Origin of the sequence: Streptomyces sp. NPDC020747 (assembly GCF_044334695.1) — a bacterium.
Classification (GTDB): domain Bacteria; phylum Actinomycetota; class Actinomycetes; order Streptomycetales; family Streptomycetaceae; genus Streptomyces.
This window is the reverse complement of record NZ_JBIRTJ010000017.1, coordinates 1-22,106: the sequence shown is the minus strand read 5'-3', so window position 1 is coordinate 22,106 and position 22,106 is coordinate 1. Positions and strand designations below refer to the sequence as shown.

Annotated in this window: 22 protein-coding genes; 13 read left to right on the top strand and 9 right to left on the bottom strand. The window is 69.4% G+C overall.

The window, feature by feature from the left end; all coding sequences use genetic code 11:
- Nucleotides 1-96: 96 nt before the first annotated feature.
- Nucleotides 97-756, bottom strand: a complete 660-nt coding sequence (locus ACH4YP_RS36455; RefSeq protein WP_361050727.1) for a response regulator transcription factor — start codon at nucleotides 754-756, stop codon at nucleotides 97-99.
- Between the two features lie 48 nt (nucleotides 757-804).
- Nucleotides 805-2,832 (bottom strand): sensor histidine kinase, encoded by a 2,028-nt coding sequence (locus tag ACH4YP_RS36450; RefSeq protein WP_398495184.1) that lies wholly within the window; start codon nucleotides 2,830-2,832, stop codon nucleotides 805-807.
- A 115-nt stretch (nucleotides 2,833-2,947) separates the two neighbouring features.
- Between ACH4YP_RS36450 and ACH4YP_RS36445 the strand changes: the two genes are divergently transcribed.
- From ACH4YP_RS36445 to ACH4YP_RS36425, 5 genes are all read left to right on the top strand, one after another.
- Complete coding sequence (locus ACH4YP_RS36445; RefSeq protein WP_398495182.1) at nucleotides 2,948-3,643, top strand: hypothetical protein; 696 nt, start codon at nucleotides 2,948-2,950, stop codon at nucleotides 3,641-3,643.
- Between the two features lie 182 nt (nucleotides 3,644-3,825).
- Nucleotides 3,826-4,164 (top strand): hypothetical protein, encoded by a 339-nt coding sequence (locus ACH4YP_RS36440; protein ID WP_361050719.1) that lies wholly within the window; start codon nucleotides 3,826-3,828, stop codon nucleotides 4,162-4,164.
- 36 nt (nucleotides 4,165-4,200) lie between these two features.
- A complete protein-coding gene (locus tag ACH4YP_RS36435; RefSeq protein ID WP_361050716.1) occupies nucleotides 4,201-4,638 on the top strand; it encodes a hypothetical protein in 438 nt (145 codons plus the stop codon).
- 183 nt (nucleotides 4,639-4,821) lie between these two features.
- Entirely contained in the window at nucleotides 4,822-5,421 is a 600-nt protein-coding gene (locus ACH4YP_RS36430) for a DUF2589 domain-containing protein (protein WP_398495180.1), read from the top strand.
- Nucleotides 5,418-5,741, top strand: coding sequence for a hypothetical protein (locus ACH4YP_RS36425; protein WP_398495178.1), 324 nt, complete (start codon nucleotides 5,418-5,420; stop codon nucleotides 5,739-5,741). The genes ACH4YP_RS36430 and ACH4YP_RS36425 overlap by 4 nt, the downstream gene beginning before the upstream one ends.
- Before the next feature lie 1,322 nt (nucleotides 5,742-7,063).
- Here the strand turns inward: ACH4YP_RS36425 and ACH4YP_RS36420 are convergent.
- Nucleotides 7,064-8,509, bottom strand: a complete 1,446-nt coding sequence (locus ACH4YP_RS36420; RefSeq protein ID WP_398495176.1) for an NF041680 family putative transposase — start codon at nucleotides 8,507-8,509, stop codon at nucleotides 7,064-7,066.
- Between ACH4YP_RS36420 and ACH4YP_RS36415 the strand changes: the two genes are divergently transcribed.
- Entirely contained in the window at nucleotides 8,461-8,910 is a 450-nt protein-coding gene (locus ACH4YP_RS36415; RefSeq protein WP_398495174.1) for a GNAT family N-acetyltransferase, read from the top strand. The two genes, ACH4YP_RS36420 and ACH4YP_RS36415, sit on opposite strands and share 49 nt — an antisense overlap.
- A 587-nt stretch (nucleotides 8,911-9,497) precedes the next feature.
- On the opposite strand, the gene ACH4YP_RS36410 is transcribed toward ACH4YP_RS36415, so the two are convergent.
- Nucleotides 9,498-11,735, bottom strand: coding sequence for an MMPL family transporter (locus tag ACH4YP_RS36410; protein ID WP_398495172.1), 2,238 nt, complete (start codon nucleotides 11,733-11,735; stop codon nucleotides 9,498-9,500).
- Between the two features lie 263 nt (nucleotides 11,736-11,998).
- On the opposite strand from ACH4YP_RS36410, the gene ACH4YP_RS36405 reads away from it, so the two are divergent.
- From ACH4YP_RS36405 to ACH4YP_RS36395, 3 genes are all read left to right on the top strand, one after another.
- Nucleotides 11,999-12,736 (top strand): TetR/AcrR family transcriptional regulator, encoded by a 738-nt coding sequence (locus ACH4YP_RS36405; RefSeq protein ID WP_361050695.1) that lies wholly within the window; start codon nucleotides 11,999-12,001, stop codon nucleotides 12,734-12,736.
- A 113-nt stretch (nucleotides 12,737-12,849) separates the two neighbouring features.
- Entirely contained in the window at nucleotides 12,850-13,269 is a 420-nt protein-coding gene (locus ACH4YP_RS36400) for a YciI family protein (protein WP_361050692.1), read from the top strand.
- The gene (locus ACH4YP_RS36395) at nucleotides 13,266-14,411 is read left to right on the top strand and encodes a DUF6596 domain-containing protein (RefSeq protein WP_361050689.1); all 1,146 of its coding nucleotides are present in this window, start codon (nucleotides 13,266-13,268) and stop codon (nucleotides 14,409-14,411) included. Before ACH4YP_RS36400 ends, ACH4YP_RS36395 begins: the two co-directional genes overlap by 4 nt.
- Before the next feature lie 8 nt (nucleotides 14,412-14,419).
- On the opposite strand, the gene ACH4YP_RS36390 is transcribed toward ACH4YP_RS36395, so the two are convergent.
- Nucleotides 14,420-15,055: a LysR family transcriptional regulator gene (locus tag ACH4YP_RS36390; protein ID WP_398495169.1), complete on the bottom strand. Its 636-nt coding sequence runs from the start codon at nucleotides 15,053-15,055 to the stop codon at nucleotides 14,420-14,422.
- A 180-nt stretch (nucleotides 15,056-15,235) separates the two neighbouring features.
- Between ACH4YP_RS36390 and ACH4YP_RS36385 the strand changes: the two genes are divergently transcribed.
- Together ACH4YP_RS36385 and ACH4YP_RS36380 are read left to right on the top strand one after the other, a co-directional pair.
- Nucleotides 15,236-15,808, top strand: a complete 573-nt coding sequence (locus ACH4YP_RS36385; RefSeq protein WP_361050683.1) for a dihydrofolate reductase family protein — start codon at nucleotides 15,236-15,238, stop codon at nucleotides 15,806-15,808.
- A gap of 110 nt (nucleotides 15,809-15,918) precedes the next feature.
- Nucleotides 15,919-16,161, top strand: a complete 243-nt coding sequence (locus ACH4YP_RS36380; protein ID WP_361050680.1) for a DUF6411 family protein — start codon at nucleotides 15,919-15,921, stop codon at nucleotides 16,159-16,161.
- A gap of 405 nt (nucleotides 16,162-16,566) precedes the next feature.
- On the opposite strand, the gene ACH4YP_RS36375 is transcribed toward ACH4YP_RS36380, so the two are convergent.
- The 3 genes from ACH4YP_RS36375 to ACH4YP_RS36365 form a co-directional block, all read right to left on the bottom strand.
- On the bottom strand, nucleotides 16,567-16,743 hold the full coding sequence (locus ACH4YP_RS36375) for a hypothetical protein (RefSeq protein ID WP_361050677.1): 177 nt from the start codon (nucleotides 16,741-16,743) through the stop codon (nucleotides 16,567-16,569).
- A gap of 320 nt (nucleotides 16,744-17,063) precedes the next feature.
- Nucleotides 17,064-17,513 carry a spore-associated protein gene (locus ACH4YP_RS36370; protein WP_398495167.1) on the bottom strand — a complete coding sequence of 150 codons (450 nt, stop codon included), beginning with the start codon at nucleotides 17,511-17,513 and terminating at the stop codon, nucleotides 17,064-17,066.
- Nucleotides 17,514-17,868: 355 nt separating this feature from the next.
- The gene (locus ACH4YP_RS36365) at nucleotides 17,869-18,333 is read right to left on the bottom strand and encodes a hypothetical protein (RefSeq protein ID WP_361050671.1); all 465 of its coding nucleotides are present in this window, start codon (nucleotides 18,331-18,333) and stop codon (nucleotides 17,869-17,871) included.
- A 339-nt stretch (nucleotides 18,334-18,672) separates the two neighbouring features.
- Here ACH4YP_RS36365 and ACH4YP_RS36360 point away from each other — a divergent pair, with 339 nt between their 5' ends.
- Both ACH4YP_RS36360 and ACH4YP_RS36355 read left to right on the top strand, forming a co-directional pair.
- Nucleotides 18,673-19,161 (top strand): MarR family transcriptional regulator, encoded by a 489-nt coding sequence (locus ACH4YP_RS36360; RefSeq protein WP_361050668.1) that lies wholly within the window; start codon nucleotides 18,673-18,675, stop codon nucleotides 19,159-19,161.
- Nucleotides 19,158-20,444 (top strand): MFS transporter, encoded by a 1,287-nt coding sequence (locus ACH4YP_RS36355; protein ID WP_398495165.1) that lies wholly within the window; start codon nucleotides 19,158-19,160, stop codon nucleotides 20,442-20,444. Before ACH4YP_RS36360 ends, ACH4YP_RS36355 begins: the two co-directional genes overlap by 4 nt.
- A 143-nt stretch (nucleotides 20,445-20,587) precedes the next feature.
- Here ACH4YP_RS36355 and ACH4YP_RS36350 read toward each other — a convergent pair whose 3' ends face one another.
- The gene (locus tag ACH4YP_RS36350) at nucleotides 20,588-21,403 is read right to left on the bottom strand and encodes a YhjD/YihY/BrkB family envelope integrity protein (protein ID WP_398495452.1); all 816 of its coding nucleotides are present in this window, start codon (nucleotides 21,401-21,403) and stop codon (nucleotides 20,588-20,590) included.
- Nucleotides 21,404-22,106 lie beyond the last annotated feature (703 nt).

The window sequence follows — 22,106 nt, the reverse complement described above, 5'->3', positions numbered from 1 at the left end:
AACCGCATCCGCGACAGATCGGTGCCGGGTGTGATCGGCCTGGCTGCCAGGCTCCGTCGCGTCTCCTGACTCCGCCCGATCCGGGCTGCTGTGGTCTCACGGCAGGCCGAGGCCCGCGTCCCGGGCCAGGGCTACGGCTTCCGCTCGGGTACGGGCGCGGAGTTTGGCCAGGACGTCGCTGACCCGGTTGCGTATCGTCTTTTCCGAGAGGGAGAGGCGGCGGGCGATGGAGGTGTTGTCCAGGCCGCGGGAGAGCAGGTCGAGGATCTGTCGCTCCCGGTCGGTGAGTTGGGGGAAGGGCAGCGTGTCCTGGGCCGCGTGCGGCGAGGCGAAATGGGCGAGTACCCGCTGGGCGATGCGGGGACCGAAGACGGCTTCGCCGCGTGCGGCGCCCAGGAGGGCGCGGTGGACGTCCGCGCCGTCGGCCTCCTTCAGCAGATAGCCGCAGGCTCCTGCGCGCAGGGCCGCGAAGACCGAGGCGTCGTCCTCGTCCATGGTGAGGACGACGACCGCGACCTCGGGATGGACGCTGGTGATCCGGGCGGTCGCCTCGAGACCGCCGACCCCGGGCATCCGCAGGTCCATGAGCACGATGTGCGGCAGCAGTCGTGCGGCGGCGGCGATGGCCTGGGCCCCGTCGGAGGCCTCCCCGATGACGGTGATGCCGGGCAGGTCGTCCAGTACGGTCGTCATCCCGGCCCGGAAGATGGGGTGGTCGTCGACGACGAGGACGGTCACAGGCTGCGGTTGGCTCATCTCGCCCTCTCCTGTATCGGCGTCCCAGAGGGGGCGCTCGCGGGTCGGTCAGGCAGTGGCATGTGTCTCCTCTCGGGGAAGCGGCATCCTGGCCTGCACCGAGGTGCCGCCGCCCGGGGCCTGGGTGATCGCCAGCCGGCCACCGACCTCTGCCGCGCGTTCGCCCATGCTGCGCAGGCCCACACCCGCACGGTGGCGGGGCGGGATGCCGCAGCCGTTGTCCTCGACGGTCAGTACGAGAACTCCGGCGGTGACGTGGGCGGTGAGGGTGAGACGGCCCGATGCGCTGTGCTTGAGGGCGTTGCCCACCGCTTCGGCCGCGATTGCGTACGCCGCCACCTCGACGGAGGCGGGGAGCTCGGAGCAGGCAGCGGTGACCGAGCAGCGGCAGGTGGGAACGTCGTAGCCGGAGAGCAGTTCACGTAGCGCGCCTGCGAGGCCGAGCTGGTCGAGTACGGCGGGGCGCAGTCCGTTCACGACGGTGCGCAGATCACCGACCGTCGTGCGCAACCGGTCCCGTACCACCCTGATGGCGTCCGCGAGCCCGGGGTCGGTGGCCCTGCGGGCCAGGGAGTCCAGCTGGTGGGCGGTACCGGCCAGGGAGGGGCCGACGCCGTCGTGCAGGTCGGCGCGGAGTCGGCGGCGTTCCTCCTCCCGGACGGCGACGATGTGGGCCCGGCTGCGGGCAACGTCCTCGACGAGCCCCGCCGCGTACGCGAGGGTCGCGGCCCGCGCCGCGACCTCCTCGGCCGCGGCCCGCTGCTGCGCGGTCCAGGGCTCGGCCGCACGCCGCCGCCCCAGGTGAAGTTCGCCGACCCGGCGGCCGAGTGCCAGGCAGGGCACGGTCCGCCAGCCCGCACCGGGAACGGGTGTGCCGGAGGTCGCCGTCACGGCCGGTCCGGTGAACGCCGCGTACGGCAGGCGCAGGGCGCGGCGGAGCTCGTCGACCAGGAGTTGCATGGCCTCGGCCGGTTCCGAGGCTGGGGCGAGGTGGCGGCCGACGCGGGCCATCACCGCGTACGGATCGTGGCGGTGTCCGAACAGCAGCCGGTCCACGGCCGATTGGACCGCCCCGCGGCCGGCTGCCGCAACGAGCGCGGCCGCGGCGATCGCGGCCGTGCCGGCGGGTGAACCGGGCGCGAGGGTGCCCGCGCCCGCGACGACGGCCAGGTAGACGCCTAGGACCAGTCCGCTCAGGAGGGTGAAGACGATGGCCCGGCCGAGTACCACCTCGACGTCGTAGAGGCGGTGGCGCAGCATCGCCACGGCGATACCCGCCGGCGGGCCGAGCAGCCCGACCACCATCAGCAGGTCGGTCAGCAGCTGGGGGAGTTGCCCGGTGGTGAAGCCCACGCCGGTGAACGCGAGGGCCATCAGGAGACCACCGAGCATCAGCCACTGCAGCTGGGAGCGCTCCACGCCGCGTGCCGCACGGGTGCGTAACACAATGAAGAAGCAGGCCGCGGCGGTGCCGACGGCCATGCATGTACCGGAGGACACGTACATGACTGTGTGCAGCCACTCCGCGCCCCGTACACCCAGCGGGTTGGCGAGGGCGGGCACCGGGTCGGTGCCGCTCGGACGCAGCATCGCGGCGAGGGTGCCGGTCGTGGCGACGGCGACGACGGTCCACGCGAGCACCCGGCGCGGGCGGGTGCCGAGCCGTCCGTACGGGAAGAACAGCGGCACCAGAGGGGTCGCGAAGTAGTAGCCCACGAACCCCCAGCAGCCCAGCCAGGCCCCGAACTGCCAGCCGGGCAGGGGGTGTTCGGCGACCAGCTGTGAATACCCGGCGTAGTAGGTGAGCAGGTGGTAAGGGCCGATCAGTGCGGGCGCCATCATCAGCCAGACCAGCCGATTGCGCGGCTGGACGCGGGCGACCGCCGCGCCGAGCAGTGGCCACACCGTGCCCAGTACCAGATCGCTCAAGAACAGTTCGCTGAGCTCGACCTGCCGGGACAGCACCGCGTGCGCCGGCACGGTGGCGACGCAGCTCGCGGTGCCGACTCCCGCGACGGCGTACGCGGCACGGCGCAGCGCGCGGTCCCGTCGGCTTCCTCGGTCCCCCCGGCCCATGAGGACATGGTGGCGTACGGATATCCCGGGCGAAAGGGACTGGCGGCCCTGGTGCCCGGGACACCGCCGCGTGGACAGTGCTGCTCAACCGTTCACATCCAGGGAGCTGAGAGTCATGGCAGCAGCGGATCCGGGAGCAATCGCCGGCGCGGTCCGGTCCGGCGGCGGCGACGGGCGGGCCAAGTGGCCGCTCCATGGGGTCGCGGCAGGCCTGCTCGGTGTCGTCGCCACGTTGGTCGCCGATCCGCGGAGTGGCGTCGTGGAGACAGAACGCGTCGACGCGTCCGTCCTGGACGAGGTCTCCCGCGGTACCGCCCACCTGGGCCTGGTGGCGGGGTTCATCACCGTCGCCCTCCTGCTCGTACTGGCAGCGGCCTGGCGGCGGCAGGTGGAACCGCGGGTGCCGGGCAGTACGGCGGCGCATGTGGTGAGCGGCGCGCTGACGGCCTCGGCGGCCGGGCTGACGTACGGCTACGGCTGGAAGGGAGCGCTGGCCATCTATCTGCCGGCGGGGATGAACGAAAAGTCCTTCGGCGACGACGGCCTGTTCGTGTACTTCATGCTCAATGACTTCGGGGGCCACATCGGCTGGCTGGGTGTGATCGTGGCGGCCGGGGCGATCGCCTGGATGGCTCTGCGCGAACGCACGGTATCGCGCTGGATCGGTGTGCTGAGCCTGCTGCCGGTGCTGGCGGTGACGGTCTTCGCGGGCGCGACCGGACTCCCCGGCTTCCAGGGCGTGGTCGGGCCGGTGTGGCTGCTGATCGCGTTCGCCGGACTCGCGGCCGGACGCAGCACGATCGTCCGCTGAACGCCCTGCTCCGGAAGGGGCGTTCAGCGGTTCGGACGCAAAGCCCCTCCGCGACTGATGATCCAGGACTCGCCGGATGACAGGCCCCTCACAGCCCGAGGCACTGCCCCGACGAGCGGGATCGCACGGACCCACCCACCACCGGTGAAGCACCGGCTGGCCACCGCAAGGAGGACACCACTATGCCCACCGCACGACTGCAGACTCTCACCTGCAACGCCACCGAGGACTGGACCGGGGACGACGAGGTACTCATCAAGGTCTTCGGCACCCGCTACGGCGAGGCCTACCGGCCCATGAACAACGGACAGACCTGGGACATCAACCTCGACGCGCCCTTCGGCACCAACTCGCGGATGCGTATCGAGGTCTGGGACAAGGACCTCGGCTGGTGGCTGGACCCCGACGACCTGCTGGGCGTGCACTTCGTCAACGCCTCCCAGGCCGGCACCGGGCTGAAGTCGGCGGAATTCAACGCCGACGGGGCCAGCTACACCCTCGTCTACGAAGTGGTGGCCTGACCCGTCAACCGACCAGCCAGAAAGGAGCACATAAGCATGGCCTCTGCAACAGAGCACGACAACTGGCCCGTGGTGTCCCTCGAACTCGCCAAGCGGGTCCCGCTGAACGCCGGCGCGGTAGACGGCCCCCACCTCACCACCCCGACGCCCCTCTTCGTCGGGGCGAACAGCATCGACATGGCGTCGGTCGGCGCCGGTGAGCCCGGCGTGACGGTGCGGACCTTCTGGTGGGGCTTCCACCTGCAGATCGACCACGCCACACTGCGGCAGATCCTCGACGCAGCGGACACGGTCAACGAACTGGTGGTCAGCGTCGGCGGCGCCATTCCCAGCCCCGTACAGCCGTGGATCCTGCTGATCGGCCTGTTCGTCGCTGGTACGCACGAGGCGCTGCGCGCCCTCGACCGAGGTCAGGGCATCTACATCAGCATGAGCTGGTTCGCTCCGGGCGTCTTCGTGCCCACCTCGGTCTGAACGAACAAGCCACCCCTGCGGGATGAGGCACTCGGGCCATTCCACAGGGGTGGGCCAGTCACCCACAGAAGGTCTTCCTGAAGCAGCTGACCTGACAGAGCGGCCTCAGGGGGTACGGCGGCCTGTATTCCGCGCGTCGGCGGACAGGACGCCACCGCCTTTCAACGACAACAAGGAGGAACGATGCCTGATCCGGGTAGCGAGCTGTCATCGCTGAATTTCGAGAGTCTCATCGGGGGTCCGATGGTGGCCGCCGTACACGCACAGGTGCAGTCCGCCCTGGCGACGGTGAACTTCGTCAAGCAGGTGGGATTCCGCCAACCGCCGGCGGGCGGCGTGACCCCGGGCGACACGACGACCGGCGAACCCGCGACCGTGACCTTCAGCTACAAGAAGCAGGTGGCCGCGGCGGACGGCAACGGTGTGGACGAGAAACCCGCCTCGCTGACCGTGCCGCTGCTGTCCATCCTGCCCATTCCGTATCTGCGGATCGACGAGGTGAACATCGACTTCCTCGCGAAGATCGACTCCGTGCAGTTCCGGCAGGTGGACGAGCAGATCAAGGTGGGCGTCGACGCCGACGCCCAGGCGTCCTGGGGATGGGGGTCGGCCCGTATCAAGGCGAGCTTCGCCTATCAGCGCGACACCAAGGAAGGAAGCAAGGACACCCGTTCGTACTCCATGGGGGTCAAGGCCCGCGCCGTTCAGGAGGAACTGCCCGGAGGCATGGCGAAGGTGCTCGGCATCCTGGAGTCGATGATCCAGGAGAAGATCACGGAATGACCCGCCTGTCGGAATTCGTCGGAGGGATCGGAGTCGGCCTGGTCCGTGGAAGGGCCCACAGTGATCTCGCCTCCGTGGAAGTCGCCCGTAAGTACGCGGCCGAACCGCTCCTGCGTGAGGCGCGGGTGCCCCGTATGACACTGCCCGAAGTCACGATCGAGGTGAAGTGCGCGATCGTGGACGTCGGCGCGGACGATGTGGAGATCCGCTTGACCCCCAGAGAACTCATGGACGTTCCCGCCGGACAACTGTCGACGATCGTCCTGAAGTGGAACGGAGAGGACATCGATCCTGTCCCTCCGAACGAAGGGCCGAGCTGAAGGGCGGTCGACTCGCACGCGCCGAGGCGACCGGCATGCCGGAGCTGCCCCGCCCTGCCGGGTCCGAGGACTGATCACCGCCGCTTGCGGCTGGATTGGGCCGGGCCGGGGCGTGGTACTGGCCTTGCGGCCCGAGCGGGTGCATGGGGCCGCACCGTTTGCCTCAGTTGGCGGGGCACTGCTGGTTGTCGATGTACTGCTTGACGGCGACCAGTGGTGCCCCGCCGCATGACCCGGCGAAGCAGGAGCAGGACAAAAAGGGGTCGGCACACAGCAGCGGCGCACGTGCGCGTCGTACTCCTGGCGCAGGCGTCGGGAGGAGACGCCCTTGAGGCTGGAACTCCGCAGTGCCGCTGCGATGCACGTACGGTCGGACAGTGCCGCTGTGAGCACGGGCGACGCCCGCGGGTCACCGAGCTGACGCAGGGCTCGATGATCCCCAGTTCGAGATCGTAGGGGTCCCGGTGGTTCGTGTCCTCGGTAGCGCTCGGAGGTCGGCGGCCGATGCGTGCTCGTCGCTGAGTCTGTGGCTCTCCTCGTACCAGGCGGTCCAGGCGGTCCAAGCGGTCCAGGCGGTCCATGCGACTTGGACGGCGGCGACACGCTCGCGATGCCTCGCACTCGCCCGTCTGCCGGATACTCAGGTTCTCACTCACCTCTTCGAGCTTCCTGCCCATCCGCGTCGTGATCCTTCTGTGTGGCCCTCCGGCACTGCGCGTCCGAGTGTCCGTGCTCGAACGCCGGGAACTCCAGTGAGGGACGCCGGGAGGGGGCCCGAGAAGGAAAGAAAACTCCTAGTCGGTGACGGCGACAGCGGTTCCCACAGAGGCCGCTGCCACGGTCCGCATCACGGTGGTGTTCACCGCGTCGGTGCCCCAACTGGCCTGCTCCAGTCCTTCGCACGATTGTGGGCCTTGCTCGACCAGGGGCTGGAGCGGTGCATGCCCGGCAGTGTGCCGCTTGCAAGTCGAGCTGCTGTGCGGGGCGTTCGCGCTGCTGCCGGGTCCGTAGCCGTCGTACGACATTGCGCTCGTGACCATCAGACCGTTCGGCCCGAACGTTCGACGAGAAGCGGCAACGGCTTGATGCGCTACGGCAGTTCCTGTTTCGATTCTCGGTGAGTGAACATGATCGCCTTATGGGCCGACACCGGGTGACCTTGGACAAGATCGCTTTTGAGGACTGGTCGGCGATTCACTCGTGGGCGTGTCGCCGGGAGGCGTGCCGCTATCAGGTGTGGGGACCGAACACGGAGGCTCAGACGCGGGAGTTCGTGGCGGGTGCGGTCCGAGCCTGGTCGGACACGCCTCCTTGTTCTTTATCTACCAGGACCTGCCAGGCTTGCCGATGGCCCTGAGGGTCTCGGGGCGTTTGACGGTCTTGCCGACGTCGTAGCGGGGTGCCTGGTGTTTGTTCCTGGCGCCAGGTGGTCGTCCTGGGCCAGCGCCTCGCGGTTTGGGAACACGGGTCGGGCAGGCGAGATGAGCGCGGATGTTCCTGAACCCCCGGCGGACCCGGGCCGGGGTGAGCCGGTCGGAAGTGGTGGGTTTCTCCCAGGGCCGGCGGAGGTCCTCGGCGAGAGGCCGGGCGAGCCGGAGCTGAGTGTGAGCGACGATCAGGATCCAGGTCCAGCGGTCCGCCGCCTCGGGAGTACGGAGCTTCGGAGTGGTCCAGCCGAGGGTCTGCTTCGCGAAGCGGAAGGTGTGCTCCAGGTCGAAGCGGCGGAGAAACGCCTGCCAGAAGCGGTCCACGTCCTCCGGAGTGACGCCGGTCTTGGAAGACCACAACCACACCGGCGGGGCATCACGGTCCTTCGACAGATGCTCGACCTTCAACCGGATCAACGTGCCCTCGACCAGGGGAAGTTCACCGTCATGGTCGAGCCATGAGGAGCGGTGGGTGAGCCTTGGGTGGACCCGGTCCCATGCCTGCGTCTCGGCCTTGCCGTAGTTGGTGGTGTCGGTGACCGTGGTGATCGCGGGCTCGGGCCAGGTCTCCGGCTTGGCGAAGCGGAATTCCGGGCCGTGCTTAGGCGGCCGGCCGCCCTTCGGGTCGTAGACACGAGGCGGCTTCGGCAGTCGCATGACACGGTCGGAGCGGACCCGGCCGACCAGCTCGACCGGCAGATCGCGCAGGACCCAGGCCAGGCGGGTGACGTCGTAGCCTGCATCGCTGACGATCACGATGTCCGGGTCCCCGGCCCGCCACTGGCCCGCGGCGATGAGCCGTTCAACGACTCCCCGCAGCTGGGCGGCGGTGACCGCGGTGGCGTCGTCCACCGGTCCGAGCCGGACCGCGTCCAGGATCGCGGTCCAGGAGGTGGCGCCCGGCTCCAGGACGGCGACGAAGGAGTAGGGCCAGCCCGGGATGAACTGCGACGCAGTCTTCGCGCGACCGTAGACGTGGCAGAACAGCCGCTCGGCCGAGCACGGTGCGTCCGAACGAAGCCATGGCGACACATCGACGGCCAGGACCAGACGCCCGCCGTCGAACCGCGGCAGCGACAGCCCGGCCAACACCGTCCGCAGCCGTTCGGTGTCGATCCGGCCGTGGTTCAGGCCGCCGTACATCGCTCCGTGCCCACGCCGATGCTCGGGCAGCAGCGTCAGGTCCACCGGGGACTTCACGGCCCCGTCCGCACACAGCACCGCATCCGTCAGCTCGAACAACTCGTCGCGCCGAGCGGTCAGACACTCGTAGAACTCGCCCCGGAAGCGTGATGCTTCCTCGAACGCATCCCTCCGCACAACATCAGGCAGCAGACTCACCCTCACGGCCTTCGTCTTGGTCACGTGCACCTTGGTCGGAGCACAGGATCAGACGAAGGCCGCCCCCATGTCCGGCAAACCCCCAGGTGAGCGACTCAGTACGAGACACCGTTCGAGGCCGGAAGAAAAAGAACAAGCTCAGTGTCGGTTTCTCATTTGTCGCTCGACTGGCGGGCGACGTTGTGGGTATGGGCGAGATGCGCGTTCGCAGTCATGTCCAGCGGCAGGGTGAGATCACGTACATTGTGCATCCGCGGGTCTGGGGGCAGGGCATCGGGACGGAGATCGGGCGGCAGCTTCTCTCTTATGGGTTCGGCGAGTTGGAGAGCTCCACCGAATTCATGCCACGTGTGATCCGCGGAACGTCGGCTCTTCCCAGGTACTGGCCAGACTTGGCATGACGCACGAGGGAAGCCTTCGTCACACTCGGCTGATCCGTGATGGCTGGCGAGACTCCTTGATCTTCAGCGTGTTGGAAGACGAATGGCGCTCGGCAGGTGCCGACTAGTCTTCGGCCGGACGTCGTTCGTCACCACGGGGTATTGGGAGGCATGGATGGCTGAGCGTGTGCGTCGAGCCGCCGGCACCCGCACCTTCGGCGACCTCGTTGTCCACCCCTGGCAGCTGTGGGAGCAGCTCAGCGGTTCGGCGGCGGAGCGGACTGCCGCAGACGTGGAGGCCTTGGAAGCTGGTGAGGGCAGGGCCGTGGCCGCGTTCGCCCGTGCGGGAGGTCGCTTTCGACGTGGCCTGCTGATTCTCCGGATCGGTGCGGATGCGTCAGCCACATGGGAGCCGTCCGACGGCCTCGCGGGGAGCCGACGTACTGTCACTTTGACACCACCGTTTGACATCGAGGGGGCCGGCCCTGTCACAGGGCTTGGCAGCTGGGCGATCAAGCCCGCCGCATCGATCGCCTGTCCACACGCCGCTGTGTGCCCGCCTCCCAAGTGGTGGAGGCGGGCACACAGCGGTGCATGGGCTCGGTCGGTCAGACTCTCGTCGAGTTCTTCACGTACGGCGACTCCGCTGCGGACTCCGGTGCAGCCGTGGGCGCGGGACCGCTTTCGCTGAGGCCGAACCGCCCGTGGAACTTGCGCAGGAAGCCGGGCGCGTACCAGGCCGAGCGGCCGAGCACGCGCATCGCGGCGGGAACGAGGATTCCGCGTACGGCGACTGCGTCGATGAGGATGGCCAGTCCGCTGCCCAGGCCGAACAACTGCATGAAGCTGAGCTTGGCCGTTCCGAACGCGAAGAAGCTCACCGCGAGCAGACAGGCCGCCGCGGTGACGATGCGTCCCGTGTGCCCGAGGCCGTTCGTCACGGCGGACTCGTTGTCCTCGCCCAGGTCGTGGAGTTCCTTGATCCGGCTGGTGACGAACACCTCGTAGTCCATCGAGAGACCGAAGGCGATGCAGAACATCAGCACGGTCATGGACACATCCATCGGTTGCGCCGTGAAGCCGAGCAGGGACGAGAGGTTGCCGTCCTGGAAGATCCAGGTCATGACACCGAGCGTCGCTCCCAGGCTGATCATGTTCAGGACCAGCGCACGCAGCGGCTGTACGACGCTGCCGGTGAACAGGAAGAGGAGGAGGAAGGTGGTGACTGCGACCAGGGCGACGGCGAGCGGGAGCCGGCTGCCGACGGAGTCCTTGGCGTCGACCAGCGCGGCGTCGACTCCTCCCACCAGGGGATGTGACCCGGCGGGAGGGGCGATCGCCCGCACCTCGTCGACCAGGCTCTGGGCCTCGTCGGACTTCGGCGTCAGGGTGCTCACCACGTTGATCTGCTGCGCGTCGGGGCGGCCGAGAGCGGCGTTGCCGGCATCGGCCGCCGTGGAGCCTCCGCCGGCGTAGGTTCCCGTACTCGTCTCGACACGGACGACGCCCTTGAGCCCGGACAGTTCGACCGCGTACGACTCCAGCGGGGCCTTGCTCACGGCTTTGTCGATGACGACGTGGAGGGCCGAGTCGTCGTTGCCGTTGAACTTCTCCTGCAGCACCGACGAGACCTGGCGGCTCTCGGCATCCTTGGGCAGCACGCGTTCGTCCGGTGTGCCGAAGGTGATGCCGAGCAGCGGGCTCGCCGCGAGCAGCAGGACCGCGAGCACGGGCAGCGCGGTGAGCGCGGGCCGCCGCATGACGGTGCCGGCGAGCCGTCCCCAGAAGGGCGCCCGCGTGCCGGAGCGCTCACGGTTCACCCACGGCAGACGCCCGCTGTTGACCCGGTGCCCCAGCACCACGAACAGGGCAGGCATCACGAACAGGGTGCTGACGGCCGCGATGACGACGACGCCGACCCCGGCATAGCCGAACGAGCGCAGGAAGTACTGCGGGAACACCATGAGTGCCGCGAGTGCGGCCGCGACCGTCGCGGCGGAGAACGCGACCGTACGGCCCGCGGTGCTGACCGTCCGCCGGACGGCGTCGTCCACGCTCGCCCCTGTCGCGAGCTGCTCCCGGAACCGGCTGACCATCAGCAGCGCGTAGTCGATGCCGAGCCCGAGGCCCAGAGCCGTGGTCAGGTTGACCGCGAAGATGGAGACATCGGTGACGCTGCCGAGGACGAAGAGCTCCGCGAACGTACCCATGATGGCGATGATTCCGATCGCCAGCGGCAGCAGGGCCGCGACCATGCTGCCGAAGACGAGCAGCAGCAGTACGAGAGTGAGCGGCACCGCGATGCCCTCGGCCAGGACGAGATCCTTGCCCGACTGAATGCCAAGCTCGTTGGTCACGGCGGCGGCGCCGCCTGCCTGGATCGTGAATGTGTCCTCGTACGGTCCGGTGTAGGCGTCGATGACGCTCTTGGCGTTCTCGTCCCGCTCGGTGCCGTCACCCTTCACATGCGCGAGCACCATGGCTTCACGGCCGTCCTTGGAGCGGAGACCGGGGCCGGCCGTGTCCCAGAACGAGATCACGTTCTCAAGGTTCTGCTCCTTCTTGAGGTCGGCCACCAGGGCCCGGCCGCTCTGCTGGGCGGCCGGGGCGTCGACGCGGCCTTCTGAAGTACGGACCAACAGGACCAGGTTCGTCTCCCCGCCGAACTTCTCGTCGATGACCTTCGCGGCCCGGGAGGAGTGGGAGGCCGGGTCGTCATAGCCACCTCCCAGCAACTTGCCGAACGCGCCGGCGCCCAGGGCTCCCATGAGGGCCACAGCCACGACGGTGACGACGAGTACCAGCCGGGACCGGCGAATCGCCAGTTCGGCTATGCGTTCAAACACGCCTGATCTCCTTTGAAGTCCATACGGTGAAAACGACGCGAAACAGCCGGAGTTGACCAACACACCGGGCCGGCACGGTGCCCTGCGGAGTTGCTTCACCCCGTCAGAAGCAGGTGCGGTGTCGCACTCTTCGTCGCCGAGAGAGACGTTAGTGACGCGGCAGAAGATTTGGCAGTGTTAGATTTTCTTCACACCCTGCCATTCAGGGTGGCCCACAGGGGTGGCCGTCGTACGGTCGCCGCACGCCCGCGGAGGAACACACAATGGCCCCGCCCACCCTGCGCCAGCGACGCAGGGCCGCCGCCACGCAGGAGATCCTGGACGCCGCCGAGCGCCACATCGCCGAACGAGGACCCGCGGCCCTGTCCCTGCGAGCCGTCGCCCGCAGCCTCGGAATGACCGTGCAGGCGCTCTACCACTACTTTCCGAGCCGGGACGCCCTCGTCACGGTGCTCGTCACCAAGGCGTACGACGACCTGGCCGATGCCGTGCAGGCCGCCGTCGAGACCGCGCCGGACGACCCGGCCCTGCCGCGCCTGGTGGTCGCGGCCGAGGGCTACCGCCGATGGGCCATTGCCCATCCCGAGCGCTTCCAACTCCTCTACGGAACACCGTTGCGGGACTACGAGGCACCGGTCGACGGCCCGACCACCCAGGCGACGCGCCGGATGAGCGCGATCTTCGAGCGGGAGATGTTCGACGGGTTCACCGCGGAGCAGCTCGCCGCGGCCGACACCCCCGCACTCTCGCCCTCACTCTGGGAATTCCTGGAACGACTGCCCCACTACGGTTTCGGAAATCTGCCGCCGGCCTCGACCGCTCTCCTGCTGAGCGCGTGGGGACACCTGCACGGCCTCGTCGTCCTGGAGGTGTTCGGACACACCTCCTTCCTCGGTGAGCACCAGGCCGAGATCTTCCGCATGGCCATGCGGACCCTGACCGAGGACATCCACCGCCGGATCCCCGCAGAGGCGGGCGAGCCGCGATCGGCCGACCAGTGAGGTCTTCGCCGGCAAAGAACTTTTTGAGCGGCGATGTCGAGAACCCGTGGCCGGCTCCGTCCCTGCCGTGAACGCGACCACAATGGGTCGCACCAGCACGGAGGAGAATCACCATGGCCAAGTACCTGCTGCTCAAGCACTACCGCGGCGCCCCGGCCGCCGTCAACGACGTACCCATGGACAAGTGGGCGCCCGAGGAGATCTCGGCCCACGTGAAGTACATGAACGACTTCGCGGCCCGGCTGGAGACAACCGGCGAGTTCGTCGACAGCCAGGCTCTTGCCCCTGAGGGGACGTTCGTCCGGTACGACGGCGAGGGACGCCCGCCGGTCACCGACGGCCCGTTCGTCGAGACCAAGGACCTCATCGCCGGCTGGATGGTGATCGACGTCGACAGCTACGAGCGTGCCGTCGAGCTGGCCGGGGAACTGTCGGCCGCCCCCGGGGCGGGCGGGAAGCCGATCCACGAGTGGCTCGAACTGCGCCCGTTCTACGGCGCCTCGCCCACCACCACGGAGTGCTCATTCAAGTGAACGAGGTCCTGCTCCGGAGCCTCACGCCGAGCGTGCTCGGGATTCTCGTCCGCCGCGGAGCCGACTTCGCGGCGGCCGAGGACGCCGTGCAGGACGCACTGGTCGAGGCGGTCCGGGTGTGGCCGGCCGACCCTCCGCGGGACGCGCAGGGCTGGTTGATCACCGTGGCCTGGCGCAAGTTCCTCGACACGACCCGGTCGGACACCGCCCGCCGCCGGCGCGAGGACCGAGTCGAAGAGGAGCCGGCGACCGGGCCCGCGCCCGCGGTGGACGACACGCTCCAGCTCTACTTCCTGTGCGCCCACCCGTCGCTGACACCGTCGTCCGCGGTCGCGCTCACGCTGCGTGCCGTCGGCGGGCTGACCACCCGCCAGATCGCCCAGGCCTACCTGGTGCCCGAAGCGACCATGGCGCAGCGCATCAGCCGGGCCAAGCGCACCGTCTCCAGCGTGCGGTTCGACCAGCCCGGCGACGTCGCCACCGTGCTGCGTGTCCTCTACCTGGTCTTCAACGAGGGCTACTCCGGCGATGTCGACCTCGCCGCCGAGGCCATCCGGCTCACCCGGCAGCTCGCGGCCGCGATCGACCACCCCGAGGTGGCGGGGCTGCTCGCCCTCATGCTGCTCCACCACGCCCGGCGCGCGGCCCGGACCGCGCCCGACGGCAGTCTGGTGCCGCTGGCCGAGCAGGACCGCGGCCGATGGGACACGAAGTCGATCGCAGAGGGCGTACGGATTCTGCAGGCGGCCCTCGCCCGCGACCGGCTGGGCGAGTTCCAGGCCCAGGCCGCCATCGCGGCGCTCCACGCCGACGCGCTCGCCGCCGAGGAGACCGACTGGGTGCAGATCGTCGAGTGGTACGACGAGCTCGGGCGCCTGACCGACAATCCGGTCGTCCGGCTCAATCGCGCGGTGGCCGTCGGCGAGGCCGACGGACCGCGCGCCGGGCTGGCCGCGCTCGCGGCGCTGGACGACTCACTGCCCCGCCACACCGCGGTGGCCGCGTACCTCCACGAACGCGACGGCGACCTGGAGACGGCGGCGCGGCTGTACGCGGAGGCGGCCCAAAAGGCACCCAACCTCGCCGAACGCCACCACCTGACCCGTCAGGCCGCCCGCCTCAACACCCGCCGGAGTCGCTGAATCCTGGTTCAGGTGTCTGCGTCCGCGAGGGGGCGGTAGACCAGCGAGGGGTGCGTGTGGTTGCTCGGGGTGGCCGACGTGGAGACCCCAACGGCACGGCCGGCGGCGATGGCGATGAACCATTCGTCGGTGTTGGTCACCTCGATGGTCGCGACGGGTCGATCCGTCGCCGGCGACAGCAGCGGCTCCGTGCGGAGCCCGGCCGTGGCGACCGCGCCACGCAGCAGGGCCGCATCGACCTTGCCGTGCGTGAGGCCCGCCGTACGGTCGTCGACGCGGAGCAGGTCCAGCGGAGTCCCGGGGCGCGTCCGGTCCCAGCGGCGCAGCAACGGGATCGTGTGGTCGCCGAGCGCCGCCCAGGTGTGGCCGAGGCGCAGCGGCCGGCTTCTCAACTCCCGGGGGTCGAGGGCGGTCTCGACGGCGGCGAGGGCAGTGAGGGCCTTGTCGCGGAAGACATGGCCCTCGGCGGTCAACTCCAGGTGGTGCGTGGACCGGTCTACGAGCCGGGCGCCCAAGTGGTCCTCCAGCCGGCGCAGCGTGCGGGAGAGTGCGGGCTGCCCCAGAGGCAGACGGGCGGCGCGGGTGACGTTGCCCTCCTCCGCGATGGCGAGGAAGGCCCGCAGGTGCCGCAACCCGATGGCCATGCCTCGGGAGCAAAACCGCAGCGGAATCGGCATTTCACGCGATGCGGCCGAATCCATAGCGTGAAGGCCATGACGTCCACGGAGCACCACTCCACTACGACGACAGCCGCGCCTGCGGCCTTCCACGCCAGCTCTGCAGCACATTGAACCCAGTCCGATTCGAGACCCCAGGAGGCCGAAGTGTCCACATCAGTACTCGACATGTCGATGTCACTCGACGGGTACATCGCCGACCCCGACGACTACCTCGGTGGCGAAGACGGCGAGCGACTGCACCATTGGTCCGCTCCGGACGGGGAGTCCGGACAACTGTCCGGGCCGGCAAGGAAGTTCGCGGACGAGATCATCGCGACGGGGGCCGTCCTCGCAGGCAGGCGGACTGCCGAGCTCATGGATCACTGGGGCGGCGATCACCACGGTGTCCCGATCTTCGTACCCAGTCACCGCCCTCCCGGCCCGGCCGCCCGGTGGGGCTATCCGCTGGTGACGTACGTGGCCGACGGGATCGAAAGCGCGATGGCACAGGCGAAGACCGCGGCCGGGGACCGGAACGTCCTCGTGCATGGCGCGTACACGGCCCAACGGGCGCTCGCGGCCGGGGTGCTGGATGAGGTGCAGATCCATCAGATCCCGGTACTGCTCGGTGGCGGCCGTCGGCTGTTCGACGTCCTGCCGTCGCAGATCGAGTTGGAGATCGTCCAGGTGATCGACACACCGGAGGCCACCCACATCCGCTACCGCGTCCGCCGCTGAGCGGGTCGATCGGCAGAGTGCGGGTACTCGGGCACCTCGCCCGACGAAAGGGCCTTTCGACGGGCTCAGCGAAGGGCCCGATGAAGCCCCAACGAAGGAGGAGTCCATTCATGATGGTCGTCGGAATCGTCGCCGTCTGTGTCGTACTGCTCGTGCTCGCGTTCCTGCTGCCCCGGCTGTCACGCCACCCCCAACGCGGAACGCAACGCACCCTCGGAGCCGGCGGTCAGGTCGCGGGCAAGGCGCCCGGTCCGCTGGGCAGGCTGCTGCGCAAACCCTTCAGCAGCAGCTCCCGCGCCGTTGGCCGCAGCGGCGCCGCCGGCCGTCGTACGCGGGGCCGAATGCCCTTCTGACCGGCGGTTCCTCGACGCCGTGGATGACCTTGTCGTCGCGGAAGCTCAGCCCCGCCAGGCCGTCGCCCGCCCGGGCCAGGTCCGGAAGACGTTCGGTGAGGCCGACGAGGGCGATCTCCATTTCCGCGCGGGTCAGTGACTTCCTCGATCGCGGGTTTGACGAGTGTCGTGTCGGCGCGCAGCCGGGCGAGTTGGTCCGGGTGGCGCGGCAGTTCCGGGACGGCGAGTCCGGTCGTGCTGACGGTTGTCGCGTGTCCGCCGATGAGCAACACCCGTGCGATACCGACCAGTTCGTCGTGGGTGAGCTCCCCGGTGTTCACCCGGGCCCCGGCGAGACGGCCGAGGACGTTGTCGGTGGGCCGGCGCTCCTTGGCCGCGGTGAGCCGGTCGAGACAGTCGGCCGGATCATGGAAGGCCCGCGCCGCCTCTCTTGCGCAGCCCCGGCGGGTCGAGGACGAAGCGGACCACGTCACCGTGTTCCGCCCGGGCCCTGGCATAGGTGCCGAGCGGGTCACGCCGGAGGTCGAGCGGCGAGCCGATCAACGGCACACCGGCCGGCCCCGGCACCTGAGTACATGCCATGGTGGAACTCCCTGTCGGTCCGCGACGGCGGAGGTCCCCCTCCAGCACGGACCATCGGCCCGACAGGGTGAAGCCCCGGCCCCGACGACAGTCGTCGTTCCGCTCCACTCCTTGTGCCTTCGTGAAAGCCCAGCCCTGGAGGGGCCCGAACGCACCCCCGCCCCGGCAGAACCCCGTGAGTCTGCCAGGGCGGTCCGAACCACTACGCGTTCCCGCGCGAACGGCGGGTCATGGATGGTGTCGCGATGACCGTCGGCTCCGCATGGTCGGGCGGCGGGAGCCTGCGGTACGGGAAGGCGGTGGCCGGGAGGAGGAGCGGGTCACTTGGTGAAGGTGGCCCGGTGCTCCTTGAGCGCTGCGCAGTTGGAGCCGGTCACCTGCACGTACACGTTGCTGATGTGGCCGCCCCAGTCGACGCAGTGGGCCTTGCCGTGCACGTAGGCCGGACCCGCGTACGACGTGTACAGCCCGTAGTCCTCCGCACCCTCATCGGTGTCGGGGACGTAGATCCAGGTGGACATCTCCACCGCGGTGCCGGGGTTCTTGCGGATGGTCGCGACGCAGTTCTCGCCGTTCGACGAGTTGTACGTCAGGTAGACGGTGCCCAACGAGCCGATGGGCGCCGAGTTCACGGTCTTGTAGCCGCTTCCGCAGACCTTCTGCGGTGTGGTGTTCGGCGCGGCGGATGCGGGCGCCGCCAACGCGGTGGTGGTCCCCACCGCGAGAGCCACCAGGGCGGCACCGGACAGGACAGAACGGCTGTATCTCATATTTCCCCCTTGTGCTTCTTGCAGGCGTTTGCTCCTGCCTGGTGTGACACGCGGGGCATCCCAATGGTTGTGCACGGTTCGCGCGAGGGTCCCGCACGGGGTCCCGAACCGAACGCCGGGTCCGTCTTCGCGCACCGGTCGACGGGCACCCCTCGTCGGGACCGGTCCCGTGTGGTTCTCCTATGCTCTCCGCACGCGGAACACACGGGGGAGAGGGGCCTTGATGCGGAAGCTGCACACCTGGCTCGGCGGTCCACGGGCAGCGAAGGACGTTCCACCGGACAACGGGTCAACGCGGCACGTGGAACGGACGGCCCGACGGATGATCAAGCTCGTCACCTCCCGCGACGCAGTGTCAGGCGATCTGCCTGAGATACGCGCCATCGGCCGGCGCCTGCACGACCGCGGAGGTACGGACAGAATGCGGGACCTGCTCTTCGAGGTTGGCGAGACCCTTGGTCGCCCAGAGCTGGAGCGCACGATCGAACGGACGTGGAACGGCATCGGCACCTGGCAGAGTTGACGCTTCCTGCCGCTCGATTCGTGGCGACGCCATCGGCGTTTCCGGCGCAACTCCTCCACCGGCCACCGGATCAGACCTGGTTCCCTGGGAAGAGAGCCGGGCCTGACGGCAGGTCATGGCCGCCGGGTCAGGACAGGCCGGCCGAGCCCGGGACGCCGTGCCACCCGCGCCCGCGCCGTCTCCGTCGTCGACCTTGCCGTGTCCGTGCCCGCGGAACCTGCCACCCTCCGACTTGCCGACGCAGAACGAGTACTCGATGTCGATGTTCTCGCCCGACGTGTCGAGCTCCAGGAGCAACGGCCCGCTGTTACGGCAGTGCTGAGTGTTCGCCTGGGCCGAAGGTCCGACGGTGAGTGCGCCTCCGATGGCCAGGGAGGTGGTCGCCAACACTATGGACAGGCGCTTGAACTGACGTGCCATCAGGCACGTACCCCCGTGGTTGTCGAACGGCCGGGTCGTTGTCGTACCCGGCCCGGAAACTCCACGTTGGGGCCGAGTGGGTCTTCGGGCGAGCGCCCATCGCCAACCATCACAATCTGGTCATCGGTCGGCGCGCAAGCCTCACCGTCGACCCCTGTGGTGGGTTCTTCTGCTGCAGGGCGGCTCCAATTATCAAAGCGCTGTTATATTAGTGCTGTGACATATTCTGATCCCACGGCGCGGCCCGATCCCTGGCAGTCGCTGCACAAGCTGCTGGCCGCCATGGACGCCGAGATCGAGCAGGTCTACGTCGAGCGCGGCATCAACGGGGTGCGACCACGGTTCGCCTATCCGCTGATCCGGCTTGCCCATACCGGGCCACTGACCATCCGCGAGCTCGCGGAGTCCCTGGACCGCTCGCACTCCGCGATCAGCCAGACCATCGCCGCGATGCGCAAGGAGGATCTGGTCACCTCCGAGCCGGGGCCCGACGCCCGCACCCGGCGGATCGACCTGACCGAGCGCGGCCGGTCGCTGGTGCCGTTTCTGGAGGCCGAGTGGCGGGCCACTCACGCGACGGTCGCCGAGCTGGACGCAGAGGTCCCGTACGCGTTGACCACCGTCGTCGAGGAGCTGCGGCGGGCGCTGGAGGACCGGTCCATGCGACAGCGGATCCTCCACCACCTCGTCGAGCCACAGGGATGAGATGGCGTGTCCGGTTCCTCGACACCCGACCCCTGAGAAGCAGCCGACCCTTCCGAGACCTGTGGATCGGCTCCTCGGCCTCCCAACTCGGGGGGCAGATAACCACCGTCGCGGTGCTGGCCCAGGTGTGGGACCTCACCGGCAGCCCGGTGGGCACCGGCGCCATCGGGCTCGCGACCGGCCTGCCGATGGTGCTGTTCGGGCTGCTCGGCGGCACGTTGGCCGACTCCGTCGACCGCCGCGCGGTGGTACGGGCCACCACCGCAGGCCGACTACTGGTCGCCGCGGGGCTGTGTGCCCAGGCTCTGGCGGACAACCGAAACGTGCCGCTGCTGCTTGCCCTGGTCGCCACAGGGGCCGCCTGCAACGCGCTCGGCGCCCCTGCCCGGCGTACGTTCCCGGTCCGGCTGCTGCCGTCCGACCAGGTCGCGGCCGGTCTCGCGCTGACCAACGTCTCCTTCCAGGCGGCGATGCTGGCCGGGCCCGCGCTGGGCGGGCTGATCATCGCCCGCTGGGGCTTCTCCGCCGCCTACGCCGCACAGGCCGTGCTCGTCGCGGTCTCGATACTCACGGTGATCCGCCTCCCTGCCATGAAACCCCGGCGCGTCGACGCGGCGGGCGGCAGGCGTCGACCGGAACGCGGCGGCTGGGGGATAGTCCTGCGCCGTCCGATGCTGTGGGGTTCGATGGCCACCGACCTGTCTGCGACGTTGCTCGCCATGCCCATCGCACTCTTCCCGCTGGTCAACGAAATCCGCTTCGACGGCAACCCGCAGACCCTCGGCCTCTTCCTCTCGGCCGTCGCGGTCGGGGGGATCACGGCCGGCCTGCTCTCCGGCACGGTGACGCGCTTGCGCCGTGGCGGCCTGGTCCAGCTGACCGCCGCCGGCGTCTGGGGCGCGGCGCTGGCCGGCTTCGGCCTGGCCGGGCCGCTGTGGCCGGCGCTCGGCTGCCTGGCCGTGGCCGGCGCCGCCGACACCGTGTCCGTGGTCACCCGCAGTGCCCTGGTCCAACTGGAGACCCCTGATGCGTACCGGGGACGGGTTTCCTCCATGGAACACGTCATCGGTGTCGCGGGCCCCGAACTCGGCAACTTCCGTGGCGGCCTGCTGGCGTCGGTCACGTCCGCCTCCTTCTCCCTGGTCGCCGGCGGACTGTCGGCCGTCCTGGCGATCGCCGCCGTGGCCGCGACCAACGCCCCTCTCCGCGCCTACCGCACGCCGCCTGCCGCCGCGGAACCAACCGCCCGCGGGGTTGCCGACGAGGCGACGGCTGCTGGTTAGGTGGTCTGATCGTCCGATGGCTTGTCCGCCGGCCTCGCCGCGAAGAGGTCGGGCAGATGGTCTGTGCCGTCCGGGCCGACGATCGCTTCGGAGCTTCGGAGCTTCGGAGCTGCGGAACTGCGGAGCTGCGGAACTGCGGAGCTTCAGCGCTTCCGGGAACGGGAACGAGGGCGGGGATGGGGGTGTGGAACGTGGTGCGGTTCGTGGAGGTACCAGTAGCGACCGACGAGGGCGCCGCCGAAGACGACGAAGCCGACACCGATGAGCCAGGACGTCACGATGAGGACGGTGCCGACGGAACCGTACGAGACCGCGTTGCTCACGATGAGCGGAGAGAAGACCAGGGACGAGAACAGGCGCAGGCCGCCCAGGCCCACCACCGTGGCGATGGCGCCCGGCAGGAGGGCACGCCAGGGGACGCGGCCGCCCAGCAGGAAGCGCTGCCCCCACCAGAAGAAGAGCACACCGAGCAGCGCGGACAGCCCGATCCGGCCCGATGAGCGCAGGGTTCCCGACCCGAGGACGGCCACGCTCTGTGCTTCGGCGAAGAGATAGGCCGTCAGAGCGACGAGCCACACCACACGTCGCCATACGGTGTGCCAGCGCCCGGCCGGCAGGTCCCACACCTTCTCGTAACCGGTCTGCACACTGCCCGCGAACGTCACGCCGAAGAGCGCGAGCAGCACGACGCCCAGGACGCTGGTCGTGCTCAGGACCTTGCTCGGTGCGGCGAAGACGTCCTGTACGGCGTCGGCTGGGCGTCCGGACAGCCCCATGCCGTCCACGATCCACAGCGCGAAGCCCCGCTCCTGGATCGGAAGGGCCGCCGCGACCACGATCAGCAGCGGCGCGAGCGTCACCAGTCCCAGCGCCGCGAAGCCCATGGCCCGGTGCATCAGCTCCACTTCTTTGCCGCGCTGCCATACGTGGGTGCCCCTGACATGGAGGAAGCGCCCCAGTTGAGCCGACCGGTGCTTGTGGCTGTGGAGCTGCGTCCAGCCCCTGGTCTTTTCCGCGCCCGTGTCCCTGCTGGTGCCGGGTCGTCCGGGGTGGGCGCAACCCGGCGGATCCGGCGCTCCCGAATCTTCGGGCGCCCTCGCAGATTCCGGCGGCCCCGTTGAGCCGGACGGCTCAGAGGGTCCAGAGCGCTCAGCCGGGTCAGACGAGTCCGAAAGGCGGGTCATGTCCCGCGCTCCGCTCCAGTGCGAGGGGATGACGACGGCTGCGAGGACCGCAAGGGTTACGAGAGCTGAGAGGGCTACGAGAGCTGCGAAGGCTGCGACACACCTGCGGCGACGATGGCACGACCCCGTGTCGCATGCGTGGTCACCTCGTCCCGTGCTCCTGTTCCCGTGTACCGCGGGCCGACTCGTCCCCGCACCGGGCGGCCCCGTGCGTCACGAGCGGCTGCTTCCAGCGTGCCCCGCCAGCTCCGGAAGCGCGACCGGCTCGGCAGTCTGGGTGAAGCAGGCCCGGACATTCTGGCTGCCGTGCGCGAGATCAGCGCACATCGCTGGAACTCCGGGCAACCTCCGCCCGCTGCGATAACTCGCCCGCATTCGCCGCTCTAGTGCTGTGACCGTGTTGGTTCGCCGGGTTTGTCAGGCTGCGGTGGTGAGGGGGCGTCCGCCCCAGCGGATGCCTTTCTCGCTGCGGATGCGG

Coding starts and splice junctions, on each gene's coding strand:
- ACH4YP_RS36455 (WP_361050727.1), bottom strand. CDS start 756: ATGAGCCAACCGCAGCCTGTGACCGTCCTCGTCGTCGACGACCACCCC.
- ACH4YP_RS36450 (WP_398495184.1), bottom strand. CDS start 2,832: ATGGGCCGGGGGGACCGAGGAAGCCGACGGGACCGCGCGCTGCGCCGT.
- ACH4YP_RS36445 (WP_398495182.1), top strand. CDS start 2,948: ATGGCAGCAGCGGATCCGGGAGCAATCGCCGGCGCGGTCCGGTCCGGC.
- ACH4YP_RS36440 (WP_361050719.1), top strand. CDS start 3,826: ATGCCCACCGCACGACTGCAGACTCTCACCTGCAACGCCACCGAGGAC.
- ACH4YP_RS36435 (WP_361050716.1), top strand. CDS start 4,201: ATGGCCTCTGCAACAGAGCACGACAACTGGCCCGTGGTGTCCCTCGAA.
- ACH4YP_RS36430 (WP_398495180.1), top strand. CDS start 4,822: ATGCCTGATCCGGGTAGCGAGCTGTCATCGCTGAATTTCGAGAGTCTC.
- ACH4YP_RS36425 (WP_398495178.1), top strand. CDS start 5,418: ATGACCCGCCTGTCGGAATTCGTCGGAGGGATCGGAGTCGGCCTGGTC.
- ACH4YP_RS36415 (WP_398495174.1), top strand. CDS start 8,461: ATGCTTCCTCGAACGCATCCCTCCGCACAACATCAGGCAGCAGACTCA.
- ACH4YP_RS36405 (WP_361050695.1), top strand. CDS start 11,999: ATGGCCCCGCCCACCCTGCGCCAGCGACGCAGGGCCGCCGCCACGCAG.
- ACH4YP_RS36400 (WP_361050692.1), top strand. CDS start 12,850: ATGGCCAAGTACCTGCTGCTCAAGCACTACCGCGGCGCCCCGGCCGCC.
- ACH4YP_RS36390 (WP_398495169.1), bottom strand. CDS start 15,055: ATGGCCATCGGGTTGCGGCACCTGCGGGCCTTCCTCGCCATCGCGGAG.
- ACH4YP_RS36380 (WP_361050680.1), top strand. CDS start 15,919: ATGATGGTCGTCGGAATCGTCGCCGTCTGTGTCGTACTGCTCGTGCTC.
- ACH4YP_RS36375 (WP_361050677.1), bottom strand. CDS start 16,743: ATGGCATGTACTCAGGTGCCGGGGCCGGCCGGTGTGCCGTTGATCGGC.
- ACH4YP_RS36370 (WP_398495167.1), bottom strand. CDS start 17,513: ATGAGATACAGCCGTTCTGTCCTGTCCGGTGCCGCCCTGGTGGCTCTC.
- ACH4YP_RS36355 (WP_398495165.1), top strand. CDS start 19,158: ATGAGATGGCGTGTCCGGTTCCTCGACACCCGACCCCTGAGAAGCAGC.